Source organism: Rhizobium sp. NLR8a (assembly GCF_019685235.1).
Lineage (GTDB): Bacteria > Pseudomonadota > Alphaproteobacteria > Rhizobiales > Rhizobiaceae > Rhizobium.
Genome location: NZ_JABDWI010000004.1, coordinates 199,288 through 224,009, shown reverse-complemented (window position 1 = coordinate 224,009; position 24,722 = coordinate 199,288). Strand labels below are relative to the sequence as shown.

At 61.3% G+C, this 24,722-nt stretch carries 23 protein-coding genes and 2 pseudogenes; 10 read left to right on the top strand and 15 right to left on the bottom strand.

The features are described 5' to 3' along the window. Positions 1-2: 2 nt before the first annotated feature. Positions 3-1,067, bottom strand: a complete 1,065-nt coding sequence (locus HJC04_RS09330) for an ABC transporter permease (RefSeq protein ID WP_210629379.1) — start codon at positions 1,065-1,067, stop codon at positions 3-5. Between the two features lie 151 nt (positions 1,068-1,218). Then, complete coding sequence (locus HJC04_RS09325) at positions 1,219-2,238, bottom strand: sugar ABC transporter substrate-binding protein (RefSeq protein WP_184460047.1); 1,020 nt, start codon at positions 2,236-2,238, stop codon at positions 1,219-1,221. Between the two features lie 312 nt (positions 2,239-2,550). On the opposite strand from HJC04_RS09325, the gene HJC04_RS09320 reads away from it, so the two are divergent. Together HJC04_RS09320 and HJC04_RS09315 are read left to right on the top strand one after the other, a co-directional pair. Further along, positions 2,551-3,798: an ROK family transcriptional regulator gene (locus HJC04_RS09320; protein WP_210629380.1), complete on the top strand. Its 1,248-nt coding sequence runs from the start codon at positions 2,551-2,553 to the stop codon at positions 3,796-3,798. Beyond that, positions 3,782-4,255 (top strand): RbsD/FucU family protein, encoded by a 474-nt coding sequence (locus HJC04_RS09315; RefSeq protein ID WP_221145851.1) that lies wholly within the window; start codon positions 3,782-3,784, stop codon positions 4,253-4,255. The genes HJC04_RS09320 and HJC04_RS09315 overlap by 17 nt, the downstream gene beginning before the upstream one ends. 18 nt (positions 4,256-4,273) lie before the next feature. Here the strand turns inward: HJC04_RS09315 and HJC04_RS09310 are convergent, their stop codons facing one another. Together HJC04_RS09310 and HJC04_RS09305 are read right to left on the bottom strand one after the other, a co-directional pair. Further along, positions 4,274-4,756, bottom strand: a complete 483-nt coding sequence (locus HJC04_RS09310; RefSeq protein ID WP_221145849.1) for a RidA family protein — start codon at positions 4,754-4,756, stop codon at positions 4,274-4,276. 92 nt (positions 4,757-4,848) lie between these two features. Continuing rightward, positions 4,849-5,282: pseudogene (locus tag HJC04_RS09305) on the bottom strand (cupin domain-containing protein). A 116-nt stretch (positions 5,283-5,398) separates the two neighbouring features. Here HJC04_RS09305 and HJC04_RS09300 point away from each other — a divergent pair. From HJC04_RS09300 to HJC04_RS09285, 4 genes are all read left to right on the top strand, one after another. Next, the gene (locus HJC04_RS09300; RefSeq protein ID WP_221124281.1) at positions 5,399-6,931 is read left to right on the top strand and encodes a winged helix-turn-helix domain-containing protein; all 1,533 of its coding nucleotides are present in this window, start codon (positions 5,399-5,401) and stop codon (positions 6,929-6,931) included. A 90-nt stretch (positions 6,932-7,021) separates the two neighbouring features. Beyond that, complete coding sequence (locus tag HJC04_RS09295; RefSeq protein ID WP_210629385.1) at positions 7,022-7,378, top strand: nuclear transport factor 2 family protein; 357 nt, start codon at positions 7,022-7,024, stop codon at positions 7,376-7,378. Between the two features lie 383 nt (positions 7,379-7,761). Continuing rightward, positions 7,762-9,309, top strand: a complete 1,548-nt coding sequence (locus tag HJC04_RS09290; RefSeq protein WP_221124282.1) for a bifunctional diguanylate cyclase/phosphodiesterase — start codon at positions 7,762-7,764, stop codon at positions 9,307-9,309. Positions 9,310-9,638: 329 nt separating this feature from the next. Beyond that, complete coding sequence (locus HJC04_RS09285; protein ID WP_210629387.1) at positions 9,639-10,049, top strand: GFA family protein; 411 nt, start codon at positions 9,639-9,641, stop codon at positions 10,047-10,049. A gap of 264 nt (positions 10,050-10,313) precedes the next feature. Here the strand turns inward: HJC04_RS09285 and HJC04_RS09280 are convergent, their stop codons facing one another. The 9 genes and pseudogenes from HJC04_RS09280 to HJC04_RS09245 all read right to left on the bottom strand — a co-directional run bounded on the left by HJC04_RS09280 (position 10,314) and on the right by HJC04_RS09245 (position 19,005). Next, positions 10,314-11,351 carry a proline racemase family protein gene (locus HJC04_RS09280; protein ID WP_210629388.1) on the bottom strand — a complete coding sequence of 346 codons (1,038 nt, stop codon included), beginning with the start codon at positions 11,349-11,351 and terminating at the stop codon, positions 10,314-10,316. A gap of 106 nt (positions 11,352-11,457) precedes the next feature. Continuing rightward, positions 11,458-12,708 carry an FAD-binding oxidoreductase gene (locus tag HJC04_RS09275; protein WP_210629389.1) on the bottom strand — a complete coding sequence of 417 codons (1,251 nt, stop codon included), beginning with the start codon at positions 12,706-12,708 and terminating at the stop codon, positions 11,458-11,460. Positions 12,709-12,893: 185 nt separating this feature from the next. After that, a complete protein-coding gene (locus HJC04_RS09270) occupies positions 12,894-14,171 on the bottom strand; it encodes an alpha/beta hydrolase (protein ID WP_210629390.1) in 1,278 nt (425 codons plus the stop codon). A 596-nt stretch (positions 14,172-14,767) separates the two neighbouring features. Then, positions 14,768-15,649: an aldo/keto reductase gene (locus tag HJC04_RS09265; protein WP_210629391.1), complete on the bottom strand. Its 882-nt coding sequence runs from the start codon at positions 15,647-15,649 to the stop codon at positions 14,768-14,770. A gap of 329 nt (positions 15,650-15,978) precedes the next feature. Continuing rightward, on the bottom strand, positions 15,979-16,641 hold the full coding sequence (locus tag HJC04_RS09260; RefSeq protein WP_210629392.1) for a class I SAM-dependent methyltransferase: 663 nt from the start codon (positions 16,639-16,641) through the stop codon (positions 15,979-15,981). Between the two features lie 246 nt (positions 16,642-16,887). After that, complete coding sequence (locus tag HJC04_RS09255; RefSeq protein WP_221124283.1) at positions 16,888-17,184, bottom strand: hypothetical protein; 297 nt, start codon at positions 17,182-17,184, stop codon at positions 16,888-16,890. A gap of 153 nt (positions 17,185-17,337) precedes the next feature. Further along, positions 17,338-17,704, bottom strand: a pseudogene (locus HJC04_RS31660) (cell surface protein). Between the two features lie 189 nt (positions 17,705-17,893). Next, positions 17,894-18,214, bottom strand: a complete 321-nt coding sequence (locus HJC04_RS09250) for a hypothetical protein (RefSeq protein ID WP_221124284.1) — start codon at positions 18,212-18,214, stop codon at positions 17,894-17,896. A 203-nt stretch (positions 18,215-18,417) separates the two neighbouring features. Then, on the bottom strand, positions 18,418-19,005 hold the full coding sequence (locus tag HJC04_RS09245) for a hypothetical protein (protein WP_210629395.1): 588 nt from the start codon (positions 19,003-19,005) through the stop codon (positions 18,418-18,420). A 237-nt stretch (positions 19,006-19,242) separates the two neighbouring features. Between HJC04_RS09245 and HJC04_RS09240 the strand changes: the two genes are divergently transcribed. Then, positions 19,243-19,668: a hypothetical protein gene (locus HJC04_RS09240; protein ID WP_221124285.1), complete on the top strand. Its 426-nt coding sequence runs from the start codon at positions 19,243-19,245 to the stop codon at positions 19,666-19,668. 191 nt (positions 19,669-19,859) lie between these two features. Beyond that, positions 19,860-20,105, top strand: coding sequence for a DUF982 domain-containing protein (locus HJC04_RS09235; RefSeq protein ID WP_064707810.1), 246 nt, complete (start codon positions 19,860-19,862; stop codon positions 20,103-20,105). Positions 20,106-20,333: 228 nt separating this feature from the next. Here HJC04_RS09235 and HJC04_RS09230 read toward each other — a convergent pair whose 3' ends face one another. Both HJC04_RS09230 and HJC04_RS09225 read right to left on the bottom strand, forming a co-directional pair. Further along, a complete protein-coding gene (locus HJC04_RS09230; RefSeq protein ID WP_221145847.1) occupies positions 20,334-21,227 on the bottom strand; it encodes a DUF2806 domain-containing protein in 894 nt (297 codons plus the stop codon). A gap of 146 nt (positions 21,228-21,373) precedes the next feature. Beyond that, a complete protein-coding gene (locus HJC04_RS09225; protein ID WP_221145845.1) occupies positions 21,374-22,309 on the bottom strand; it encodes an STM4504/CBY_0614 family protein in 936 nt (311 codons plus the stop codon). A 252-nt stretch (positions 22,310-22,561) separates the two neighbouring features. On the opposite strand from HJC04_RS09225, the gene HJC04_RS09220 reads away from it, so the two are divergent. Next, complete coding sequence (locus tag HJC04_RS09220) at positions 22,562-23,347, top strand: recombinase family protein (protein ID WP_311044462.1); 786 nt, start codon at positions 22,562-22,564, stop codon at positions 23,345-23,347. A gap of 684 nt (positions 23,348-24,031) precedes the next feature. Continuing rightward, positions 24,032-24,700 (top strand): hypothetical protein, encoded by a 669-nt coding sequence (locus tag HJC04_RS09215; protein ID WP_221145841.1) that lies wholly within the window; start codon positions 24,032-24,034, stop codon positions 24,698-24,700. Positions 24,701-24,722: the final 22 nt, after the last annotated feature.

Here is a 24,722-nt window from a genome sequence, read left to right as displayed (position 1 = left end):
GGTCATACCGAAACCTTTCTGATCCACTGATCGATGGCGACGGCGGCGATGATCAGCACGCCGGTCAAAAGGACTTTCCATTGCGGATCGGCGCCGAGCATGTTGAGGCCCATCGACACGACGCCGACGATCATGGCCCCGAATAGCGTGCCGAGAATGGAACCGCGGCCGCCGAAGAGCGAGATGCCGCCGATCACGGTGGCGGTGATCGCCTGGAGGTTATAATCGGTCACCGCCGAGGACGGCGAAATCGAGCCGTTGCGGCCAATCGAGACCCAGGCAGCGAAGGCGGCGATGACGCCCGACAGTGTATAGACGGTGAGCAGCACCCTCTTCGTCTGGATACCGGAGAGCTTGGCGGCTTCCGGATCGTCGCCGACCGCATAGACATGCCGGCCCCAGGCGGTGTGGTTGAGCACATACCAGAGCAGCAGCACGAGCAGCACCATGGCAATAACGCCGAGGGTGAGCACGGCGCTGCCTACCTTGAAGCTCGCGGCGAAAAGATGCAGCAGCGGCGCCTGTTCGTCGACATCGGTGTCGCGGATCGTCTCATTGGCGGAATAGATAAAATTCGTCGCCATGACGATATTCCAGGTGCCGAGCGTGACGATGAAGGGCGGCAGCTTCATGAAGGCGACGAGGAAGCCGTTCAGCAGGCCGCACAGGCCGCCGACCAGCAGGCCTCCAATCACCGCGATCGGCGTCGGTATGCCGTAGGTGATGGCGACATTGCCCATGATGACGGCCGAGATCACCATGATGACGCCGATCGAAAGATCGATGCCGGCCGTCAGGATGACCAGCGTCTGGGCGGCGCCAAGAATGCCGACGATGGCGATCTGCTGCAGGATCAGCGTCAGCGTATAGGACGAGAAGAAACGTCCGCCGAGCGCTATCCCGAAGATGATGATCGCCAGCACCAATACGATCAGCGGCACGGCGGCCGGTGTCGAGTGCAGAAAATGCTGGGCACGCTTGATCAGCGGGACGCCCTGGTGCTCGAAGGAGGCGACGTTCTTGTCGCTGCCGTCGAGGACGCGTTCGAATTCCTGTGCTCCGGTCATGGTTCCTCCTCCGCATCCGCGCGCCGAACCCGCGCGGAGGCCGTCACCCCTGTTCATCCGTTCGTTGCTTAGCCGGTGGGCGACGGCACATCGTCCGTCCAAAACGGCCGGGGATCAAGCCCCGGCCGTCTGCTCTTTCAATAGATCGGGCTCAGCCCCAGCACTTGTCGGTGCCTTCCTTGGTGTCGATCGACTTGAGGCCGGAAACCGGCTTGTCGGTCACGAGCGAGACGCCGGTGTCGAAGAAGGACTTGCCTTCGGTCGGCTTCGGCTTTTCACCCGAGTCGGCGAACTTCTTGATCGCCTCGATGCCGAGCGATGCCATCAGCAGCGGATATTGCTGCGAGGTGGCGCCGATGACGCCTTCCTTGACCGACTTGACGCCCGGGCAGCCGCCGTCGACCGAGACGATCAGCACGTTCTTTTCCATGCCGACGGCCTTCAGCGCCTGGTAGGCGCCGACAGCGGCCGGCTCGTTGATCGTGTGGATGACGTTGATGCTCGGATCCTTCTGCAGAAGGTTTTCCATGGCCTTGCGGCCGCCTTCCTCGTTGCCGTTCGTCACGTCATGGCCGACGATGCGCTTGTCGTCTTCGTCGCCGATCTTGTCCGGGTTCTTCGGATCGATGCCGAAGCCCATCATGAAGCCCTGGTCACGCAGGACGTCGACCGTCGGCTGCGACGGCGTCAGGTCGAGGAAGCCGACCTTGGCGTCCTTGGCTTTGTCGCCGAGCGTTTCCTTGGCCCACTGGCCGATCAGCTTGCCGGCGAGCAGGTTGTCGGTGGCGAAGGTGGCGTCGGCGGCATCGGCCGGCTCGAGCGGCGTGTCGAGCGCGATCACCAGCAGGCCGGCGTCGCGGGCCTTCTTGACCGCAGGCACGATGCCCTTGGTGTCGGAGGCCGTCAGCAGAATACCCTTGGCGCCGTCGGCGATGCAGCTTTCGATCGCTGCGACCTGGCTTTCGCTGTCACCGTCGATCTTGCCGGCGTAGGACTTCAGCGAAACGCCGAGTTCCTTGGCCTTGGCCGTCGCACCTTCCTTCATCTTGACGAAAAAGGGATTGGTGTCGGTCTTGGTGATGAGGCAGGCGGAAACGTCAGCCGCCATCGCCGGAGCAGAAAAAGCGACACCGAGCGCGAGCGCGCCAAAAGCGAGAACTGATTTCTTCATGAACTCCTCCCAGAGTTTGCCGGCGCCGCCTCTGCGGGCCGGAATTTTCAAAATATGACACTTCGCTCAGTCGCTGTCGCTCCAAAGCCGCCCGTGCCCTTGACGATGGCAATTAAGAGCGAAAGAAATCCGCTTGTCAATAAATAAATCCAATTGAATTATTAATTCGATGTGGCATGCTCGACCGAATTAGGGTGCACAGCGAGCGCAGCGCGTTTCAGACGCGAAGGACGCTGTACCGCCTTGAGCTGCTGCATGTTTTTAAATCGCCTTCGATGAGGAGAAGGAGGCGAACGCTCGGGAGGAGCGGCCATGTCGTCTTTGGATGGACCGGAACACACACCGGTCCCGCCGCCAATTTTAAATCCGGCCGGTGGTGCTAACCAGGTCAGGGTGCGCGCCTATAACGAACGGCTCGTGCTGTCGCTGGTGCGCCTTTACGGCGCGCTGTCGAAGGCCGATATCGCGCGCCGCAGCGGGCTTTCGGCCCAGACCGTCTCGGTCATCATGCGGGTCCTGGAAAAGGAAGGGCTGCTGTCGCGCGGGGCGCCGGTGCGCGGCCGGGTCGGCCAGCCGTCGATCCCGATGCATCTCAATCCCGACGCCGTCTATTCCTTCGGCCTGAAGATCGGTCGGCGCAGCGCCGATCTGGTGCTGATGGATTTCGTCGGCCGCATCCGGATGCAGCTGCACCGGACCTATGCCTATCCGCTGCCGCATGAAATCCTCGCCTTCGTCACCTCGGGCATCCGCGAGATCGAAGACCAGCTCGACGAAAAGCAGCGCGGCCGCATTGCCGGCCTCGGCATCGCCGCGCCTTTCGAACTCTGGAACTGGGCCGATGAGGTCGGAGCGCCGCCGGGCGCCATGGAGGTCTGGCGGGATGTCGACCTGCAGGCCGATATCGCCGCGCGCGTCTCCCATCCCGTCTTCCTGCAGAATGATGCGACCAGCGCCTGTGGCGCCGAACTCGTCTTCGGCGTCGGCCCGTCCTATCCCGACTTCGTCTATTTCTTCATCGGCTCCTTCATCGGCGGCGGCATCGTCCTGAATTCGGCGATCTTTTCCGGCCGTACCGGCACGGCGGGCGCAATCGGGCCGCTGCCGGTGCGCGACAGGAACGGCGAAACCAAGCAATTGCTCGAAATCGCCTCGATCTTCGTGCTGGAAAACATGCTGCGTGAGCGCGGCATCGATCCCGAGCCGCTCTGGTATTCGGCCGACGACTGGGTGGATTTCGGCGAGCCGATGGAGGCATGGATCCAGGACACCGCCAAGGCGCTCGCGCAGGCGATCGTCGCCGCCGCCTCGATCGTCGATTTCAGCGCCGCCGTCATCGACGGCGGCTTTCCCCATTGGGTGCGCAGCCGCATCGTGCAGGCGACGATCGACGAAGCCGCCAAGCTCGACCTGCAGGGCGTCGTCATGCCCGAAATCATCGAGGGCGCGGTCGGCGCGCAGGCACGCGCCATCGGCGGCGCCAGCCTGCCGATCTTTGCGCGCTATCTCACCGACCAGAACGTACTCTTCAAGGAGGTAGACCATGCTGAAGGGACTTGATCCGCTCTTGAGCCCGGAATTGCTTTTCACACTTCGGGCCATGGGCCACGGCGACGAAATCGCCATCGTCGACGGCAATTATCCCGGAGTCGAAGATGCCCGCCGGCTGATCCGGCTCGACGGCCACCACCTCATCCCGGTGCTCGACGCCGTGCTCAGCGTGCTGCCGATCGACGATTTCGTGCCGGAAGCGATCTTCCGCTCGACTGTCAAGGCCGAGCGCGACAAGCTCGATCCGGTGCATGAGGAGATGATCGACTGCTGCGCCCGCCACGAGCCGCATCGCCAGGTGGTGCCGCTGGTCGGCCAGGATTTCTACGGTCGGGTGCGGGCCGCCCATGCGCTGATCCAGACCAGCGAGCCCAGGCTCTATGCCAACATCATCCTGCGCAAGGGGGTGATCTATCCGAAGGAGGCAGGCGCCCGGCCGGGCGAGGTCGATCCGTTCGTCTACTAAAGCGTCGGTGCGCTTCCGTCACCCGTCGATTTCGACTTCCGCTTCGCAGTTCACCGGCGCATTCAAGGGGATGGCCATGCCGATGGACGAGCGGGCATGGGCGCCGACATCAGGCCCGTACAGCGCCAGGATCAGATCCGAATAGCCGTTGGTGACCAGCGGCGTTTCGTTGAAGTCAGAAGCAACGTTCACCATGGCGAAGACGCGAAGCCATGCCGTGACCCGATCGAGGTCTCCGACAGTCCGCTTGAGGCTGGCGAGATGGGCGAGCGCAACGAGCTGCGCCGACGCGTAGCCCTCCTCCGGCGAAACCTCGGCGCCCACCTTGCCAAGGGGATTTGCCAGTGTTCCATCGCGGTTGCACGCGACATGACCGGAAATGTAAGCGCGCGTGCCGCGCAGGCGAACCCAGGCGAAGGGCAAACGCAGCCCCTCGCGAACCTTCAAAGGCTCGGGCAATTCCAGACCCATTTCGGCCAGACGGCGTTCGATGATGGCCATAATGCACCTCCCGGTGTGGTTGGAGCATGCCGCGCAAAAGCCTGTGGCGGTTTTGCGCTCCGGAGCCGTTGCAGGGTTCCGGGCGACATGCATCAGGGGACGATCGCGTCGAGCTCCGGCATGAGAACGACGCTCTCATTGGCTGCGGGGTCGTTGCGAGCGCCGAGAAATTCGCCGTCTTCGCTGCTGCGGTTGACGGCGACATGCGGAACGCCGGCCGGAATGAACAGGTAATCGCCGGGGCGAACCGTTTCACACCGTTCCAGCGCTGCTCCCGACCAGATCTCGATCTCCCGACCGGCGGTCATCAAAAGCGCCGTCTCGTGTCCCTCATGGCGGTGGGCGCCGGTTCGCCGCCCCGCGGGCAGCGAAATCGTCCCGAGCCACAGCATGGTTGATCCGGTGCTTTCCGCCGAGACGCCGGAACAATAGACCGATCCCTGCCTGGCGACATGGCTGCCGCCGCGCGCACGACGCTCGCAAGGAATGGTTCGGATTTCTTCGACTGCGTTGCCTGGTTCGTCATCGCTCTCACCACTTCGACCGCTGCGATGGCGCCACTCTGCGCGCTCAGCCGGCGCAAGTCCTGAAGCAGAGCCGAAAAATTCCGAAAAGCTGCGAAATCGGCGTATCATTGCGGCCATGAACACGCAGCCCCTTGCATTCGGTCACCTCAGGTTCATTGCCGAGAACGGATGTCTGCTCCGCGACAACAGGCCTGTCGCCATCGGCGCCCGCGGCGCCTCGCTGCTCGCCGCACTGCTTTCGGCACAGGGCGGTGTGGTCTCGAAGTCCGCCCTGATGGACGCCGTTTGGCCGGGATTGGCCGTCGAGGAAAGCAATCTTTCCGTTCAGATTGCCGCCCTTCGCAAGCTGCTCGGACCCGCATCGGACGGCGGCGAATGGATCGTCACGGTCCCTCGGGTCGGCTACAGATTTTCCGGTGAGGTGGAGAGCCGCACTGACGGCGCCGATAGCGGCCGGCATGCCGAGGCCGGTCCGATCCCGGGAATTGCCGTCCTGCCGTTCGAAAATCTGGGCGGCGATGCTGAAAGACAATATCTCGCCGACGGTGTCGCCGACGACCTGATCATGGCGCTTGCCCGGTTCAGATGGTTCCGCGTCGCTTCACGGGGGGCGAGTTTCAGCAGGAGGAATGGCTCGAAGGATCCGCAGTCTGTCGCGCGCGACCTCGGCGTCGATTTCCTGGTGGATGGGGCGATCCGCCAGAGCGGCAATCGGATCCGCATATCGGTGCACCTCGCCGAGACCGCGAAAGGCGCCACGATCTGGTCCGAACATTACGATCTTCAGCTGGCCGAGCTCTTCGCCGTGCAGGACGCCATCGCCGAGCGGATTGCAGCGGCGGTCGAACCCGAGCTGCTGCTGCGCCACGGGCTTCCGGTTGCTCCCCATACCGGCAACATCACGGCCTGGGATCTCGTGCGGCAAGGCACGTTCAATTTTCACAAGGTCACGCAGCCCACCCACCTTCTCGCACGCCGTTTCTTCCGCGACGCGGCTGGGCTCGACCCCATGCTTCCGGAAGCGCAGATCTGGCGGGCGCGGGTGAATGCCGGCCTGATCGCCTACGGCTGGACTGATAACCCTGCGGAAGACGGCAAGGAAGGATTGGATGCGGCGCTGCGGGCCATCTATCTCGACGCGCGAAATCCGTACTCACACTATGCGCTGGCGATCGTGTCGGTTTACACGGGCAGACCCGAGCAGGCGATCCTGGCGGCGGAACGGGCGATCGAGCTCGGTTCGAGCTTCGCCCTGGGGCATCTCGTCCTCGGCATGGCTCGCCTGTTTTGCGGCGATGCGGCCGGCGCGCTGAAGCCCTTGGCGCACGGCCTCGAACTCAACCCGCACGATCCGCAGAACGGCGTCTGGTTCAGCCTGCTGATGCTCGCACGGTTCTTTTCCGGCGACGTCGACGGCGCGCTCGAGACCGGGCGTACGGCGCTGAAGGCGCGGCCTGACTGGCCGGCGCTGCTGCGCATTCAGGCGTGCTGCCACCGGGCCTTGGGAGATCGCCAGCAGGCGCACCGCTTTGCCGCCGCGGCAAGCGATCTTCCCGAACCAGCCGGCGATGCGCTCGGTCCGTTCAGAGCTGGCAACACGGAATGGGCGGTCCGCCTGAACGGGCTGCTGCGCGAGGCGGAGCTTTGAACCGGTTGACCGCTTAGAGCAAAATGAAGGAGATGGTTCGTCGCGAAGCGGGCTCGAAACGCAACCCCGCACCTCTGAAAGGAGAGAGCAATGGACGGCGATGTCAAAATTCTTCAACACATCTACGAGCGCTTCAACTCACGGGACATAGACGCCGTGCTGGCAGCGCTGGCCGAAGATGTCGTCTGGGCCAACGGCATGGATGGCGGCCACGTCCATGGGCGCGAGGCGGTGCGGGAATATTGGACGCGTCAGTGGTCGATGATTGATCCCCACGTCGAGCCCTTCGGTTTTCACCGGACAGCGGACGGCGCAATCATCGCCGACGTCCGGCAGTCGGTCCGTGACCTGCAAGGCCAACCCCTTCAAGGACAGAAGACGGTCGGGCACATGTTCCGGTTCCGGGACGGCAAGGTGACCCGCTTCGACATTCGGGATGCCGCCTGAATTCGGCGAGCCGGATCACCCCCCTCTCCCCGACGGGCCTTTGATGGCCAAGATGTAGCACGTCGGTTTCGGCGTCGAGCGCAATGAGCCGCGTCCAATTTGCGACGAAGATATCCGTTGCGCGCAGCGAACCGTCCACGTCTCGGACCCGGAAACGCGCGGTTAACCTTCGAAGACCACACTGATATTCCGGACTTTTCGATGCCGCGCAGCTAACCGATATCGAATTGCCGACGCTTTCACTCCGCCCAAATGAGTTGTGGCGGCCTTCTATCCCGTCGATGCCGTCCTACGGCGACGGGGTTGCCGATGGAAAACTGTCGCGGACGATGCGGTCTGCTGGCTGGCCATGATGGCTCTTCACACACCAGGAGCCTGTTCATATGCCTCGCATCCGACCCACCAGACCGCAGATGGAGATATTGGCCTGGCTCCTGATCTTCCTGCTTCTCTTCTGCCTGTCCTGGCGCTTCCAATGGCATGAGGGGCTGGATGAGTTCATCGAGAAGCATGATGACTTTCCGCTGGACCACGCGCTGCTTGCCCTCAACATGTCCGGCTTTCTCGGGCTGATCTACTCGGCGCTGAGGATCCGGGATCTCTCGATAGAGGTTAACCGCAGGCTGCAGGCCGAAAAGAACGTGGACTGGATTGCCTGTCACGACACGCTGACCGAATTGCCTAACCGCAGATTTCTGGAGTCCGTCTGCGCGCAATCGATGATCGATCAACGGGCGCCCGAAAGCTATGCCGTGTTCAGCATCGATCTCGACGGCTTCAAGAAGATCAACGACCTCCTCGGGCACGATCACGGCGATGCGGTGCTGAAGGCCGTCGCTCAGCGGCTTTCTTCCCTCTTTCCGCGTGAGCGCGTTTTCCGCCTCGGTGGCGACGAGTTCGTCGTTCTGGCGCGGCGCACCGGAAATGCCGATCTCGTCGCTTTGGGGAACCGCATCGTGAACGCGATCAGCAAGCCCTTCACATTCAATGGCGTCGCCGTCGATCTCGGCGCCAGTGTCGGACTCGCGCTCCATCCTGAAAACGGCGACGATCTAAGCCAGGTCATTCGCCATTCGGACTGTGCGATGTATGTGGCGAAAAAGCAGGGGCGCAATCTGGTGAAGCCCTTCGTCCCTTCGATGCAGGAGGAGTTGGCGAAGCGGATCCGGGTGGAAGCGAATCTGCGAGCCGCCATCAAGAACGCTGAGATCGTTCCTTATTATCAACCTCTCGTCGACCTGAAGACGAAGGAAATTATCGGCTTCGAAGCGCTGGCGCGCTGGAAGACGGCATCCGGCGAATTCATCCCGCCGAACGAGTTCATTCCCGTGGCGGAAGAGGCCGGTCTGATCGTCGACCTGACGGACCAACTGCTGCGCCGTGCCTGTGGCGATGCGCTTTCCTGGCCAAATCATCTGGTTCTGTCGTTCAACCTGTCTCCGATCCAGCTGAGCGACCGGTTGCTGGGCCTCAGGATTCTGAAGATATTGGGCGATGTCGGCCTGCCCGCGCACAGGATCGAGCTGGAGGTGACGGAGAGCGCCATCATCCAGGATGCCGTCACCGCACGAATCGTCCTCGACGATCTGGTGAACGCCGGCGTCCGGATTGCTCTCGACGACTTCGGCACGGGCTATTCCAGCCTCTCGCAGCTCTCGAACTACCGGTTCGACAAGATCAAGATCGATCGGAGTTTCGTCGCTTCGTTCCAAACCAACGACAAGCAGGACAAGGTGATCAAGGCCATTATCGCTCTCGGCGCGGGCCTCGGCGTGACGATAACGGCCGAAGGCATCGAAGAGGAAAGCCAACTTCAACGGCTTCAGGATCTCGGCTGCGATATCGGCCAAGGTTACCTGCTTGGCAGGCCGGCGCCGGCCGAGAGCCTTGCCGCAGATCAGGTCAGCGCCAGGATAGCGCAACGTCGCTGATGCGCCGACGGGTCGTCGAGGCTGGCTTGGAAGTCTTGTCGCACTGTTTCGAAAGACGAGCGGCCAGTATTAAACAAATGGTCAGGTGGGCTCGCGTGTCATGCTGCACATCTTCTGTTTTCGCCTGTCTTCAGCGCAAGACCGCTGCACGCAATTGCGCGACATGCTCTAGACTTCGGCAGTTTGCCGATTTACGCTGGTATTCGCGAGCCTGAAACTGCATCAGGTCTCGGCCCTTGCGCAACGCCGACCGCAGTGAGTCTCGGTTCCGGCCTGCTCCTCAGCCCACAATGTCAACGTATCTCACCGCGCAAGCGGAAGGAGTTTCCATGGCCGATGCCCAATGCGCCTGTGGCGCTCTCCAATTGAAGCTTAGCGAACCACCACGATTGACTGCGCTGTGTCACTGTTATGCCTGCCAGCGGCGAACCGGTGCACCGTTCAGCGCCAATGCGTTCTACTCGATTGACTGTGTCGAAATATCTGGAACGTCTACGGAATTCATTCGGACCGCCGACAGCGGTCGTCAGGTCCGCATGCATTTCTGTCCAACGTGTGGGTCGACCGTCTATTGGAAGGCCGATGCCGCGCCACTTTGGATCGGGGTGGCGATCGGGTCACTTGCCGACCCGGCCTTTGCGCCGCCTGAACTATCGGTATTCGAGCAATCGAAACATGGATGGGTGCAGCTTGCGGAAACGGTCGAGCATTTCCAGGGCCGTCCAAGCGGCCGGACTTAAATCAAGCTGGGAGCCTCGGTCCAAGGTCATTGCGGTCCGGTTGCGCATAATGGCTGCCACTCACCCTAGCCCTTACCTGGGTCGAGCCACTGGTCTCGACCCGTCCTGCGGACCCCCCGTAAACGGGGCGAGGGGACATGCCCTGCGAGAGGTTGGTGGGGAACGGAGAGGTCGCGGCATGGTCCCTTCGCCCCGTTTACAGGGAGAAGGTGGCGGCAGCCGGATGAGGGGCCGGCTTGCCCAATCTCCTCGGTTCGACGCCGCTCAAATCTCCCCAGCTTGCGGCCCCCAGACATCCGTCAAAGCAAAGCCGCCGGGGTGCGGGTCGAAGGGATCGAGCGCGACCTGGGTGAGGCCGAAGGTGAAGCCGCGGCCGGTGATGGTGGGGATGACCGCCGGGCGGCCGGCGACTTCGGTCACTGCCTGCAGGCCGACCTCGAATTCCGAGCCAATGATCGACTTCGAGGTGAAGACGTCACCGACCTTGGCCTTGCCGCGGGCATAAAGGGTGGCGAGATTGGCGGAATTGCCGGTGCCGCAGGGGGAGCGGTCGGCCCGGCCTGGCCACATGGTGGTGCAGGTGCGCACCGTGCCGTCCGGCTCGATATCGCGGAACATCACATAGGCGACGCCTGAAATCGCCGGGATTTCGGGATGGACGACCTTAAGGTCGCGGTTGATCAGCTCTTTCAGGATCATGCCGGCCTGGACGAGGCCGGCCGCATTGGCCTTCTCGATCGTGAGATTGATCTGGCCGACATCGACGAGGGCATAGAAGATACCGCCATAGCAGAGATCGGCTTTGATCTTTCCCCAATGGGGCGTGTCGATCCCGATGTCGAGCTCATGGACGAAGGAGGGCACCATGGTGAGCTTCACCTTCTCGCAGCGCCCGTCGCGGCAGGTCGCCACCGCCTTGACGAGACCGGCCGCGGTCTCCAGCGTCACGATCGTCTCCGGCTCCTTCATTTCGACGATGCCGGATTCGAGCAAGGCCGTCGTCACGCAGATCGAGTTCGAGCCGGAGCTCGCATGTGCCTGGTCGGGCTGCAGGATGATGAAAGCAGCGTCGGCGTCGGGGTGCCTCGCCGGCAGCAGCAGGTTGACCGAGCCGATCGGAGCACCGCGCGGCTCCAGGCAGAGAAAGCGGCGAAGCTCGTCACCCTTCGGATCGGTGTTCAGCCAATGCAGCTGGGCGGCGATGGTATCGCCGGGGATCTTCGGAACGCCGCCGATCGCGACGCGACCGATCTCGCCCTCGGCATGAACGTCCAGCAGCTGGATCGTGCGCTTCCATCTCATCTCGAAACTCCAGTTCGGACGTGACGGCTGATGCCGCCGACGCGGTTCTAACTTGTTTTAACGCAATTCCGAACGGAAAACCGCTTCACACTTTTCCTGGAATTGCTCAGTATCGGTCTATCCGGAACGGGGTCATGTCGACCGACGGTTTTGCTCCGCTCACCATATCGCCGATCAACCGCGCTGTCGTCGCGGCATATGTCAGGCCGAGATGGCCATGGCCGGTGGCATAAAAAACCCCCGGCATCTTCGAGGACGGCGAAATGATCGGGATCGTATCGGGCAAGGCCGGGCGGTGACCCATCCATTCCGTCGTCTCCTCGGCCTTCAGCCCGGGAAGCGCGCGCTGGGCGTGGCGCACCAGCACCCGCGGACGGCGGAAATCGGGAGCGGCGTCAAGCCCGGCCAGCTCGACATTGCCGCCGACGCGGATGCCGCCGGCAGTCGGCGTCACCATGAAGGCGCGATGCGGCCAGATCAGCGAGTAACGCATGGAAATGCCGGGCTTCATGATCTGCGTGTGATAACCGCGCTCGGTCTCCAGCGGGATCGGTTCGCCGAGCTTGGCCGCCAGGAAACGGGTGTGGACGCCGGCGGCAAGCACAACGGAAGCCGCCTCGACACGGCTGCCATTGTCGAGGAGGACGACGACGCTGCCATCGCCCTTGCGCTCGATATTCCTCACGGTGCCGGAGACGAAGGTTGCGCCGGCCGCCAGGGCGGCGTCGGTCAGTTTGACCACCAGCTTGTAGGGATCGCGGACCGACTTATTGTCGGGGAGCAGCACCGCTTTGGCGATGACAGACGACAGGGCGGGCTCATAATATTGGATGGCGCCGTTGCTCAACACCTCGAATTCGAGGCCGTAGCGCTGCATCATGGCGAGGTGGCCGCGATCGGCGGTAAACTCAGCCTCCGTCTCGTAGATCGCCAGGCAACCTTCCTCGGTCAGCAGATCGGATGCGCCGATCGCCTTCAGCATTTCGCGGAAATCGGCGAGCGCCCGCAGCGACAGGCTCATGCCGGCATCCTCGATCTCCCTCAAGCGCGAAGGCCGGCCGGCGGCGAGGAAGCGCAGGAACCAGGGCAGCATCTTGGCGGCATAGGACGGCCGCAGCCAGACCGGGCCTTCGGGGTCGAGCAGCCAGCCGGGGATCTTCTTCCAGGTCGAAGGGCCGGAGCCGGCGGCGAAATCGAGCGCGATGCTCGCCATATTGCCGAAAGAGGTGCCACGTCCGGGCTCACCCTTGTCGATCAGCGTGACCTGAAATCCGCGCCGCTGCAAATCGAAAGCGATCGAGGCGCCGATCACGCCCGCGCCGACGACAGCCACCTTCTTCTTCGTCTCATCCGTCATGCGATCAACCCACCCGCACGGCATACAGTATCGCCGTTCGCAAACCTGATATATCAGATCAGCGATGCTGCCTAGAGCGGTTCAGTTTTTCACGGAAACGCGGAACCGCTCTAACCTTTTGGATTTACGCAATTCCGAAACGCGAAACCGCCGTGCACTTTTGCTGGAATTACTCCGCGGAATTCTTACTGGCTTTCGGGCAGGCCGGCGCCGACACTGTCACCGACCGAACCGACGGTGTTGTCCATCGACTGGCCGAGCCGCTTCAGCTGCGCATCGTAGTTGCGCCGGGTGCGCGGATCGAAGATTGCGATCGGCGTGCTGACGGCGACGCTGACCGCACTTCCGGCCGTCTGAGCCGCCCCCATCGCCACCGCGCCGACGGCCTCGCCGAGGCCGACATTGGAATCGGTGATCGTCTGGCCGGCAATCAGCCGGTCGCCGATCAGCTTCACCACTTCCGGGCTTTCGGCGAATTTGCCGTGGTTCAGCCGGTCGCCGCCCTTGAGCTTGGTGAGATCGAGCACGGTGATGCCGGCCGCCTCCAGCTTGCTGCGGTAAGGCTCGGCGGAAGGATCGATCTGGCCGAGCCGGTCGATATTGCCCGAGATGCGCCGCGACAGCGCCAGCGCCCGATCATCCCTGGAGACGAAGATGGTGAAATGCGGCCGGTCCTTGCCGAGGCTCATGAACTGCCGGCCGAAGACGTCGACATCGAGATCCGGCGAGGCAAGGATGACATTGTTGATCTTCGAAGCGACGTGACCGTTGCGGATCGCCATCTGCCGGAGTGCTTCGACGGTCAGCCAGGTGCCCATCGAATGGGCCATGACGGTGACGTCGCTGACGGCGGGATTGGCGGCGGTGCGGGTCAGCAGCTCTTCCAGCGCATCGCGGGAATAGTTGGTGCTTTCCTTGTCGTAATTGTAATCGAAGATGCTGGCGCGCGACGGCCAGGTGAAGACGACGGGCGCAACGTCGGCATGCGAATCGTGGACGATCTGCGCGAAACGATAGACCGCGTCTTCATAACGGTTGTTGAAGCCGTGCACGAAGACGAGCACGCGGCGGCTCTTCGGCATATGGGTTTTCAGCCAGCTCTCGCCTGCCCGCTCGCCCTCGAGCGGATCGACGGAAACGGTGACGAAGTCACGGAGCGGATCGGCCGGCAGGCGCTTCGGCCATTGCACCTGGCCGACCGTGCGGTTGGCTTCCGGCGGAATCGAGACATCGACGGCGTTAACGGCAAGCCCCGTGCCGCGTTCGCCGGAGAAAAGCACGGCCGGGTTGTCATCGGCAGCGCGCGTCGTCGCCACCAGGAGATCGACCTTCGACGTGCCCGGAGGCACGGTGCCGGCCGCCTGCATCACCCCGACCGGTCGGCCGCCGCAGCCGGCGAGCACCATCGTTGCGACCAGAAGCCCTGTCAGAGCCGCATGCGAGCCGCGCCATCTGCCGATCATGACTAACTCCAACCGGTTCACGCGCCGGACAGACGGCACAGGTTCAAATAGTCCGGCGAAGGCTGTCGAGTCAAATTGTGCACGGCAAAGCAGCGCCGGCGAAATGGCATGAGGGGAAAAGAAAAGAGCCTGGCGCGGGAGGAGGTGCGCCAGGCTCTTGATCCTGACCGACAACTGGGAGGAGGAGTGTTGCCGGTCCGATGTAAGAGCGCTTGGGAGGAGGAGTGCGCTGCTTACGAAGATAGTGATACCCCATTCATTTGATCGGGAATAGCGAAATTACCGCAATGCAGCAATGCAATGAGCGCAATGCTCGCCACTTCAAGCGGCAGTGCGCGCCTCATTTTGCGGCATCTTTGACCGGGTGGTCAAAATTTGCTGAAAGATGTGGCAGTGGCGGCAGCCCCTCATCCGCCTGCCGGCACCTCTGCCTGGGTCGAGCCGCGGGTCTCGTCCCGTCCTTCGGACCCCCGTAAACGGGGCGAAGGGATATGCGGCAACCTCTCCGTCCCTCGCCAACCTTTCCCAGGGCACGTCCCCTCGCCCCGCGAGCGGAGAGAGGGTTAGGGTGAGGGGGCCGCCGCTTGCATCACTCCTCAAGCGGCCTTGAAGACCTTCCTGCCCTCGGCGTCCAGCGCGGTAAACTCCTCATCGGACAGCGTGATGTCCACCGCCGCGACGTTTTCTTCCAGGTGCCTGACCTTCGAGGTGCCGGGGATCGGCAGCATCACCGGGCTGCGCTTCAGCACCCAGGCGAGCGCGACCTGGCTGGGAGCGGCATTGTGCTTCCTGGCGATCGTATCGAGCAGCGAGCCTGATTTGGCAAGATCGCCGGCGGCGAGCGGATACCAGGGGATGAAGCCGATATTGTGCTTGGCGCAATAATCGAGCACGTCTTCGCTGGTGCGATCGACGAGGTTGTAGCGGTTCTGGACGGTGGCGACCTTGAAGTGCTTCGAGGCCGCCTCGATCTCGGCGACGGAGACTTCGCTCAAGCCCGCATGGCGGATGAGGCCGGCATCGAGCAGCGATCTGATCGCGTCGAACTGCTCCTTGGCAGGCACCTTCGGATCGATGCGGTGAAGCTGCCACAGATCGATCTGCTCGACGCCGAGATTGCGCAGGCTCTTATGCGCCTGCTGGATCAGATATTCCGGACGGCCGACGGGCAGCCAGATGTCGGGACCGTGGCGGGTGAGGCCGCCCTTGGTGGCGATGACGGATCCCGCGTCATAGGGATGCAGCGCCTCCTTGATCAGCCATTCGGAGACATCGGGGCCGTAGGAATCGGCCGTATCGATGAAATTGACGCCAAGCTCCGGCAGGCGCTTCAGCGTCCGCATGGACTCGGCATGGTCATCGGGCTCGCCCCAGATCCCCTTGCCGGTAACGCGCATGGCGCCGAAGCCGAGACGATTGACCTCGATCTCGCCGCCGATCCTGAAGGTTCCTGACTTGGCTGCGTTGTGACTGAACATGATCTTTCCTCCCTTCGTCACTAAAATCATTCAATGTCGATGAAATGGCCGAAGCCGCCCGCTTCGCCAAGGCCGGGATGCCGGGCTGGCGAGGATGGATCCAGTTCTGAATGTCTGCCGGGTCTGGTGATGCCCGGCATGGTGATGACCCGGCCGCCGCGGCGATATCGGACATGCGGCCGTGGCGACGCTTGCACATATAGGACGACCCCGACGGGATAACAGGGAGGGGCCGAAAACATCGTCCTTCGACCGGCGCCGCTGCGGTGCGCCGGAATATCGGCCGGGCTGCGACGAAGCCTGTCGCTTCCGCTCAGCCGTTGCCGCGTTCAGCCGGCCGATTCGCCGGAAAAGGCGGCGACTTCGATGTCCGCCTCGCGGTATCTCAGGCGCTCGCGCGAGAGTTCCAGCGGCTTGCGGCGCGAGATCCGGTAGACGGAGGCTGGCGGGAGGTTGCGAACCGTACCGCCGATGCGCACCGCCTTCAGGCCGAGGCGATCGAGGATCGGCCGCGGCACCGGGCAGCGCGGACCATAGGTGAATTGATAGACGGCTCCGCCCGGGCGCATATAGGTGAAGACGCCGGCAAGGATCGAGGCGATCTTGCGCGGCGACATCGACAGAAGCGGCAGCCCGCTGATGACGGCGCCGACCGGTTCGCCTTCGAAAATATCGGCCTGGGCAAGGTGGGCCGCGTCCATCTGTAATATGCGCGCCGCCGGGAACCGCGCCTGCAGCGCATCGATGAATTCCGGGCCGTATTCGATCAGCGTCAGATCCGTCTCGCTGATGCCGCGGGCAAGGAGCGCCCGGGTGAAGACGCCCGTGCCGGGGCCGAGCTCGATGATCGGCCCGTCGAGCGCCGCAATTTCGCTGGTCATGATCCTGGCAAGTGAATCACCCGACGGCGCGATGGCGGCCACCCGAAGCGGATTGCTAATCCAGGAGCGGAAAAAATGCAGGAAATCCGAGCATGCAGCCTTTGCGGTCATGACTGTCCCACCTGTCTGAAATTCAATTGATTATGAATGCGACCATCGCGGCTAGCATGGCAATTCCAAGGCAGAGACGTCAATCGCCCTTGTGAGCCGGCATTTCCCACCTCTTTTCCCACTGGCGTCCGGCATTTTTGCATCTATGCAGCTATGACATAGCGAGCGCCCTCGTCTGCGGCAAAAAGGGCGGCCGGGAAGCCGCCCCTCACCGCGATGGCCTGGTCGCCACCGCAAAGCGCCGCGTTAATAGTTGCAGCCGGAACTGCTGGTCGGATTGAAGCCGAGCTTGCAATCCATGTTCAGGGGCTTCTTCGGGTTCATCATGTAGGGCGAGGCCATGCCCTTCGGGTTGCCTTCACCGATCGAACCGGTCGTGCTCCTGTCGTGCTGCAGGCGGGTCTCATGCTCGACAACCTGCTGCTTGACCGAACCCTGCTGCGTCGCGCTCGACTGGAAGGGAGCCGCTTGCGCCGCGAAGGTGGCAAGGCCAAGCATCGCACCGAGGACCGCGGCGGCCAGGCCGCTCTTGAACGTCGTCATATTGTCATCTCCTTGGGAGGATCGGGTGATTTACGCCGAGGAGGTAGGAAGCGGATTTGTCACAATCTACCGCGACGCAATAGAGGTCACGAACATGTGAGCGGCGCCCGAACAGGAAAAAGGCGGCACGCGCCGCCTTTTTCATTTGCCGGCTCAATAGCCGTTATCACAGGGCATGCTGGACCGATCGACCCCGAAAACGTAGGGTTGCACATCGTCGGAGCCACCGGCCTGTCGACGGGTTGGCGGACGATGGAGTCGGTGGCGCCGGCCTCATCGCCGAAGGCGGCAAGCGGGTACCAGTAGCCATCGGAGTGACGGTGGGTGCCGGGGCGCTCCGTTCGGAAACCTCGATAGCCCTGCCAGAGACCGGCATGCGGCTTATATTGCACGGTTTTTGCTTCGGAAATATCGGGCGGTCGAACCGTTTGAACGGGAGCGGCCTCAGCTTGGCCGATCGGCGCAAGGGCGAGAAGTACACTGAACGCAATGGCGGAACGGACAAATTGAAGATCTTCATGTTAAACCCTCCTTCGTGGATTTAACCTGAGAAAATGCCGACACGAAGGGCGCGCTTCCCAGCGCGTGCGAAACTTCCAAAACTCGTGATTGCAGGCGATCCGGCGTGAGTTTTTCGCGAGAAAACGTGAAAGCTGTAACAGCAGAATGGCGCGATCCGGCGCTGGTCAAGAATGCGAATTCTCTGTTTTCAATTCGCGTATAATGCCCGGTAACCTTGGGCCGAGAGACAGGCGACATACTGGCGATGGGCGGCGGCGCGCGCCACGGTTTCCGCTTCGAACGCATCGGCCTGCGCATATCCGGTCAACTGGGCGCGCAGCTCATACTGGCGCTTCGCCTCGCCATACATGGCATTGCCGTCGGTCATGCAAAGGCTGTGCGCAACGGACGGCGGATTGACCGGTACGCCGACTGCCAGCAGCACCGGCTCGTTGGCATGGTCGATGCAGCCGGCAAGGGCGGCTATCGTCGCGAGAATCGCCAGGACCCGAAAAATTCCCACCGTCATGCATTCCTCCGAGATCATCAGGCCTGCGAATACATCAGGAAGGTTGCGCGAAGCTAAGCATGCGGGAAAACCAATGCCGCTGCCGACCGAGGACGGTCGTCACGCTCCACGCCGGGAACCCCCACCAAAATCTATATAGCACCTCGGAATCCCGAAATAGGCTGCGGCGTTGAAATCATTGCGTTTCCGCTCAGCCGAAAAGCTTACGAAGCGCGGCGAATTTCGGAATCCCGAAGCGGACGAATTTCGGGATCCCGAAGCGAGGTTTTTTTCTTCCGGCCGAGGCGGCCGCGTTTGTCGGCGGCGATTTTGCGGTCGGTCTCGGACCATTTCCGGCACCTTTCCGCCGTGCACCGCTTCCACTCGTCGGTCGGCGGCGCGCCTTCAAGGTCGCCGACGAAGGTGAGCGTGAACAGGTTGGGATGGGCGACCCCGCTTCCGGCCCGGCCGCGGCGGACCTTTACGAGCCCCTTATATTCAAGCTCGTCGAGCGCATCGGCCACATATTCTCCGGTGACGCCGTAGGAGACGAACTGGTGATGCGTCACGACAAGCCTGCCATTCTGCAACGCGGCATGCGAGAGGTGCTCGATGACGATGCGGAAGAAGGCGCGGCAGGCATTCGCACTCAAGGTGGTAAAGGCCGCCGATTCCAGTAGCTGGATCGTCAACCATTGCCATCGCAGGCTGCCGTCATCGCTGGCGCTCGGCGGCGCGGTGTGTTTGCGCACCAGCGATCGCGTCTTGCCGGAACTGGTGCGGCTCTTGTCACGAGAGTTGAATTCCGCCATCAGCCCCTCGCCCCGGCTGCGAGCACGTCCTTCCGGCAAGCAGCAGAAGAACTGGTTTTTTCCCGCATGCAGAGGGAAAGACCCGCCCAAGCGCCCACTGCGCCAATCGCTACAAAATTCTTCGACATTCAACATTCCATGGTTGCAACAGCGTGCAATCTAGCGTAAGAACGTTTCAAGAACTAGGAAAATAATCTTAGGATTCGGATTAGACCCGATCACCGTTTGGAGGGCAGGATGCGAATGATCTGCATGGGGGAAAAGTTCATGGTGGGTTACAGCAGCCGATTGCTGGCATTGATTTCGCTCTTGCTGGGAAGCGCCGTCCAGGCGTTTCCCTGCGATCAACCGATCACGATATCGAATTGGTCGTTCTGCGCGACCGGCAATGTGAGCGCTGAGGGCGGCGCCGCTGATTGGAAGGTCGTTCCTGCATGGACTCGCGAGCAAGCCATAAGCGCGTATTTCGGAAACGATCCGCGGCTTCTGGCAAACCACGGGCTTTGCAATGCCAAATTCCATCGCGTCGTCCTCTGCCAGCCCGGATGGCAAACGGGCAACCCGGATACGTGCTCATATCTGGTTTGCAGCGGCTTTTACTCCGCCGTGTTCGGGAAGGAAGAAAGGGAGGCCTATGAGAGAGAGCATCCGAACGCTCAATAGCTTTTGCCTTGCTGCCTTGCGGCAAAGACGGCAGCGGCCGACGAGAAGCGGCGGCCGGAAATAATATGCCGGTGTTTCAGTAAGCAGCTCACTGCTCCGGAAAACGTCTCGTTCAGACGGCATCTCGACACGCCGGAACAATTGCCTTAGGCGAGCAGGTGGCCGAGAAGACGCAGCGGAGATCCTGCATTATGCAAACCCTATGGAAGAAGCCGGTGACGCTTGCCCTTGAAGGCCCGGATCAATGGGTGGTCATCCAGACGACCCAGGCCGCAACATGGGCGCTGATCGAAGACTGGCCGACCGAAGAGGGGCCTGCGCTCGACAGAGCGTGTGCGGTTTGCGCCGATGTCATATCTGGGAAACGAAGCCGGGAAGAGGCGCGGCAGGCGTTCATCGAAGCTGCAATCGAAGCCGGGATTCCCATCAAGGAATGAGGCGGCCGCCCCAGCTATTGTTCAAGCCTCCAAGGAGGCGAAGCGAGGAGCGAAGCGCTGATTGGAGCGGCACCGATTTCGGGCGCCTGGAACTTTGCTGATGCATTTGGGAAGAATGGCGCACCCGAAGAGAAACGCCACAATCACTCACAACGCATTGAAGTTAAACCACTTATGATCGAGCCGCGCACTCAAAGTGTACCATTCATCTCGCTTTGGCAAGGGCATCTAGAGAGCAAGATAAGCTTGCTTGGCTTCGATGGGGATTGAGACCGCTATATTCTGACTCAAGAGGTGTTGCAGACCCTTTTCGAATGCGGGGATGCTTGATTCCGCTCCGGATAAAGACGCGATTTCCACCCCGGTCGCCGTAAGAAGAGCCATCCCTACCAAAATACTATTTGGTCCATCTGAAGAAAACTCTAGATCGACGGGGCAGCCATAATAGAACGCACGCCCTGTCTTCCCAATTCCGGTTCGGGTATAGGTGCCGGTGCCTGAGAAGGTGATTAATCCGATGCTTTCGAGATGCTGGAGTTCACCAAAAGAAAATCTGGTCTCGTCGTTTCTATCAACCTCATCAGCGTTTGTAATGATTGGCACCGGTTTTCCTATTATCCATACGCTTCTTACAAACTTCGTAAACAACTCAGCATCAGCTTTACTCAACTGAGAAACCAAATCAATTGATCGCCTGGAGAAAGAACCGGCCGCGTTAGCCTCGCCCGCAAGTATCTTTGCCCACATTTCTTGCATGTCTTCATTTGATACCAGCTTAGCCTTGTCGAAAAGATATCTTACGAAATCCTCTTCGAGGTCTTCAGGTTTTGCATCTTTAGATAAATGCGGAATGGCCTTCGCGGTTATGGATTCAATATTTTCCTGGTTCCGTCCCTCCTCATAAATCATCCGTTGAAGGCCACGAGCTTCAATCTCGCTAATCTTCAGCCTGCCTTCAGCTCGGATAATCTCGGCTTTCGTTTCAGCCTCAGCGACGTCAATTTTCGCTCTCGCCTCTCGCCTCATTCGGTGGGGCTCAAAGACAACGCCGATTGCGTTCGACACACGATTGACTAAGGCTTCCCCAGTCTTCCCGAGGACAATCTGAACGGGCAGAACCATGACTTCTAGAACCTCTGATTGGCGACAAACATAATTGGGGTCAGATATTTGAGAGGTCACCTACGTGCCAGTGACCGGCAGGTTCCCCCACGTGCCGCCTTGATGGGACCCAATACCGAGGAAACACACACACTCCTACCTGCCGCCTAAGGGAGGCTTTGCTCTGCCGTTGTGAGGAAGACAAGGGTCGAGGCAGTCATGTGCAGCATGTAGGCGGCCATGTGGTTGGGAACTGTTGTGGGCACCGCTCCTTGACCATGGCCGCTTTGCTTGTTCCTAGCCGGGGGAATACTGCTTTCCAGAAGACCCCGAAGAGAAGCGAACTGGTTCTGCCAGAATGGTGGCACAAGGCCGTTCGCGTATATAACGTCGATTAGCGGCTTGGCCGTATCTCCCGGCTTGTAGGTCCAGCCCCTCTTGTCGCAGATCGCCTTCATGGTGCTCTCGAAGGCCTTGAGGCAGTCATTCAAGGCTTCCTTGTTCTTGCCCTCGCGGTAATGCTCATAGGCGCTCAGGAACTCTTGATGCGGGCCAGCATAGTCCTTGGTGTTCAAGAGGCGCAGGGCAGGCTTCACGGCCTCCGCATGTATCAACTCCGAGTCTACCCGGACGATTTCCCCATCGATGTATTGATAGCCGACCGCATTCTCTTTGAACCTGATATTGAGGTCGTCAATTGCCTCGTCGGCGCGCTCATTATAGCCTCTAGTGTTTGAGTAATCGATGGTACGGGTTAGGCGATCAACAGCTCGAAATGCAAGCTCAATTACGTCTAGGCAAGTCTCTGCGCTTGAGGCACCAAGGAAAAAATCTCGTAATTCCGTATAAGGGTTCCCTTCTCGGTTTGAAGGCGGCAGAAGAAACACACCAAGCTCCTGCCTCAGTGTCGATACGATTAGACGGTACGTATTCTCTACTTGCCCGCGACTGCTAGCGGCGTCCTCCCTGCTTCCTAAGGCTCTGTCGAGAATATGAATGATTTGGACGCGTAGCCTCTGCGGTATGACGTCATATCGATAAACGTCGGGCTCGGCACCGCTAAGGCGCTGCTGCCTCTTTGAGTACAACTCATACACGGCCATTCGAATCGCCTTTCCCGGTCGCTGGTTCGTGGAACATTCGGCCACATTCGGGCGCTAGCGTCTATCCACGTATATGTCGATTGACAGGACAAACGAATCCCTCGCTGCCCCTTCACAAACTGCCTAACCGTCGTTACACTGTTTGGGAATGAAGTTGCTCCTGAGGTCCGCCAGATGCCGTCCCGTGACAAGCCCAGCCCAACAGCGTCCCAGCGTAGAGCGCGTGCCCAGAGCCGCCCCGAAGTCGGCAAGGTGGGGGACGCCGAACCACGCCAGCGTTACGTCTCGTACCTTCGCGTCTCTACGGCCCGCCAAGGAGCCTCAGGACTCGGGCTGGACGCTCAGCGTGAAGCAGTCGCCTCGTACATCCGGGGCCGCTCAGTGGGCTCCTATGGCCCCGCAGACCACCTTTGCGAATACGTCGAGGTCGAGAGCGGCAAGGCGAACAACCGGCCCCAACTTCAGGCCGCGCTGAGGCACGCCAAACACGCCAAGGCAACGCTCATCATCGCCAAGCTAGATCGGCTCAGCCGCAATGCTGCCTTCTTGTTGGCTCTGCGTGACAGTGGCGCGAAGTTCGTAGCCGCAGACATGCCCGATGCCTGTGACCTGACCATTGGGGTTCTGGCGTTGGTGGCTGAGCACGAGCGGAAGATGATTCAGGCGCGCACTAAGGCAGCTCTCGCAGTTAAGCGCGAAGCCTTGGCTCGGGAGCGGGCACAGCTAGAGGCGCTGGGGCAGGAACCCGTAAGGCGGCTCGAAGACGGCACGACGCGGCCCTTGCGCTTGGGAAACCCGAATGGTGCGGCTTGCCTCAAGGGGATCGGTAACGGGGCGGCTGTGGCAACCGTGAAAGCTGGCGCTCAGGAACGGGCTGAGGAGTTCCGTGAAGTCCTGAGCGATATCGATCCCTCCTCAACCATGTCCGCGCGGGGATTGGCCGGGGAGTTGAACGCAAGGGGCTTCCGGTCCCCACGGGGCGGGCACTGGACGGCTCAGAGTGTAATCCGGCTGAGAGAGCGCTTGGCGTTCTCATAGGTCGCGATCAGGCCCTAAGGCCCGTTGCGCTCGCCGGTAGGATTTTTCGATGCGGTGGCGCTTTGAGGAATGGATTGCTCGAAAAGAATTAGCCCTCATTATGTGAAGAGGAAGCTCCCGGTCAGCCCTTAGTTGAGCAAAAGGCTTCTCCCCTGAGCGGCCCCGCTGGGATTGGCGTTATTCATTGGGCTATCAACGCATCTTCGCTCAGGGGAAGCACGCAAGCACACAGCGTGTAACCTGCTTCTTGCCGTCTGCAATACCGCTGGCCGAAATAGGACGCATTATCTGAAAGGGGAGGCTCAAAGTTTCCTTGTGGTGACTAGTCACGAGCTAGCCCCCTATCATCACCGAGCCCTAAAGCCTCACCTCTAGTGCTGCCCTGAGCAGCCCCTACCCTCCTCTTAGACCTCGACCTGAGGGACTACCGCAAGGACAGAGGAGAGGCGGAGAGACCACCCTCCGTCCGGCACCCTACCGCCCCATTGAGGCCGCCGAAGGGCGTCACGCACTGAGAGCCAATCCCGAGATGTCATCGATCCCAAGGACACTTGGGCACCGGCTCTCTGCCAATACGACCATACTGCCGAACCCCAGACCACCTCACAACTTAGCGCACGGCCACCTCTCGGAGCACCAGCCCGGGAGCTGACCCACTGCGCCCAACAGAAAGGCTAACCCCTTATGACACGCATAGACATTCGCACCTACGCCCCCACCACTCCGGAGGCAGTTCAGGCACTCCTGAGCTATCTCAATGCCGCCACCAAGACCCTCAATGGCAAGGAGGTGATAGGGGAGAGTGACCAACCCATCCCCAACCCTGAAGTCCTCCTTCAAGGCCTGCCTCAGGGCTCCCTTAGTGCTGCTCGCTATGACCCCGAGTCTGGCCTCATCGCCTTCACCATCAAGCGCCGCAATGAGCGCCTCATCGAGCCCGAGGGCTTCGCTGCCCTTCGAGGCCTCTCGCTATTCAACGGAGGAGCCTACCTCGATAAAAACCAGAAGGGGGGCGACGAGTATCACTATCTCGAAATGTTCTCTCGGAGGGGCATGGGCATTACCCTTCAGCGGCTCCTTGCTGACGCCCAGAAGGGAGAGCTAGTGAAGATGAGGGAAGACCATCACCTCCTAATAGCTAGCAATCTCGCCATCATTCCCGGCCCCCAGCGGAACACAAGGGGACGCCGGGAGGCCTTCGAGGCCGCCCTTGCGGACTACGATGAGCGGGCCGAAAGCTGGGGTCTCTCGAAGCTGCTCAGCAAGACCGACTATCTCGCCATGCTTCGGGGGGCCTTCCGGCTTTACGACATCAAGCATGGCCATAACTTCCTACGGGTCATAGGCGAGTAGCCAGACCCCAAGGCTGAGACGG

Coding starts and splice junctions, on each gene's coding strand:
- HJC04_RS09320 (WP_210629380.1), top strand. CDS start 2,551: ATGTCGTCTTTGGATGGACCGGAACACACACCGGTCCCGCCGCCAATT.
- HJC04_RS09285 (WP_210629387.1), top strand. CDS start 9,639: ATGGCCGATGCCCAATGCGCCTGTGGCGCTCTCCAATTGAAGCTTAGC.
- HJC04_RS09215 (WP_221145841.1), top strand. CDS start 24,032: ATGACACGCATAGACATTCGCACCTACGCCCCCACCACTCCGGAGGCA.
- HJC04_RS09235 (WP_064707810.1), top strand. CDS start 19,860: ATGCAAACCCTATGGAAGAAGCCGGTGACGCTTGCCCTTGAAGGCCCG.
- HJC04_RS09290 (WP_221124282.1), top strand. CDS start 7,762: ATGCCTCGCATCCGACCCACCAGACCGCAGATGGAGATATTGGCCTGG.
- HJC04_RS09295 (WP_210629385.1), top strand. CDS start 7,022: ATGGACGGCGATGTCAAAATTCTTCAACACATCTACGAGCGCTTCAAC.
- HJC04_RS09325 (WP_184460047.1), bottom strand. CDS start 2,238: ATGAAGAAATCAGTTCTCGCTTTTGGCGCGCTCGCGCTCGGTGTCGCT.
- HJC04_RS09330 (WP_210629379.1), bottom strand. CDS start 1,067: ATGACCGGAGCACAGGAATTCGAACGCGTCCTCGACGGCAGCGACAAG.
- HJC04_RS09245 (WP_210629395.1), bottom strand. CDS start 19,005: ATGGCGGAATTCAACTCTCGTGACAAGAGCCGCACCAGTTCCGGCAAG.
- HJC04_RS09315 (WP_221145851.1), top strand. CDS start 3,782: ATGCTGAAGGGACTTGATCCGCTCTTGAGCCCGGAATTGCTTTTCACA.
- HJC04_RS09230 (WP_221145847.1), bottom strand. CDS start 21,227: ATGGTTCTGCCCGTTCAGATTGTCCTCGGGAAGACTGGGGAAGCCTTA.
- HJC04_RS09300 (WP_221124281.1), top strand. CDS start 5,399: ATGAACACGCAGCCCCTTGCATTCGGTCACCTCAGGTTCATTGCCGAG.
- HJC04_RS09240 (WP_221124285.1), top strand. CDS start 19,243: ATGCGAATGATCTGCATGGGGGAAAAGTTCATGGTGGGTTACAGCAGC.
- HJC04_RS09255 (WP_221124283.1), bottom strand. CDS start 17,184: ATGACGACGTTCAAGAGCGGCCTGGCCGCCGCGGTCCTCGGTGCGATG.
- HJC04_RS09260 (WP_210629392.1), bottom strand. CDS start 16,641: ATGACCGCAAAGGCTGCATGCTCGGATTTCCTGCATTTTTTCCGCTCC.
- HJC04_RS09265 (WP_210629391.1), bottom strand. CDS start 15,649: ATGTTCAGTCACAACGCAGCCAAGTCAGGAACCTTCAGGATCGGCGGC.
- HJC04_RS09270 (WP_210629390.1), bottom strand. CDS start 14,171: ATGATCGGCAGATGGCGCGGCTCGCATGCGGCTCTGACAGGGCTTCTG.
- HJC04_RS09225 (WP_221145845.1), bottom strand. CDS start 22,309: ATGGCCGTGTATGAGTTGTACTCAAAGAGGCAGCAGCGCCTTAGCGGT.
- HJC04_RS09250 (WP_221124284.1), bottom strand. CDS start 18,214: ATGACGGTGGGAATTTTTCGGGTCCTGGCGATTCTCGCGACGATAGCC.
- HJC04_RS09310 (WP_221145849.1), bottom strand. CDS start 4,756: ATGGCCATCATCGAACGCCGTCTGGCCGAAATGGGTCTGGAATTGCCC.
- HJC04_RS09275 (WP_210629389.1), bottom strand. CDS start 12,708: ATGACGGATGAGACGAAGAAGAAGGTGGCTGTCGTCGGCGCGGGCGTG.
- HJC04_RS09280 (WP_210629388.1), bottom strand. CDS start 11,351: ATGAGATGGAAGCGCACGATCCAGCTGCTGGACGTTCATGCCGAGGGC.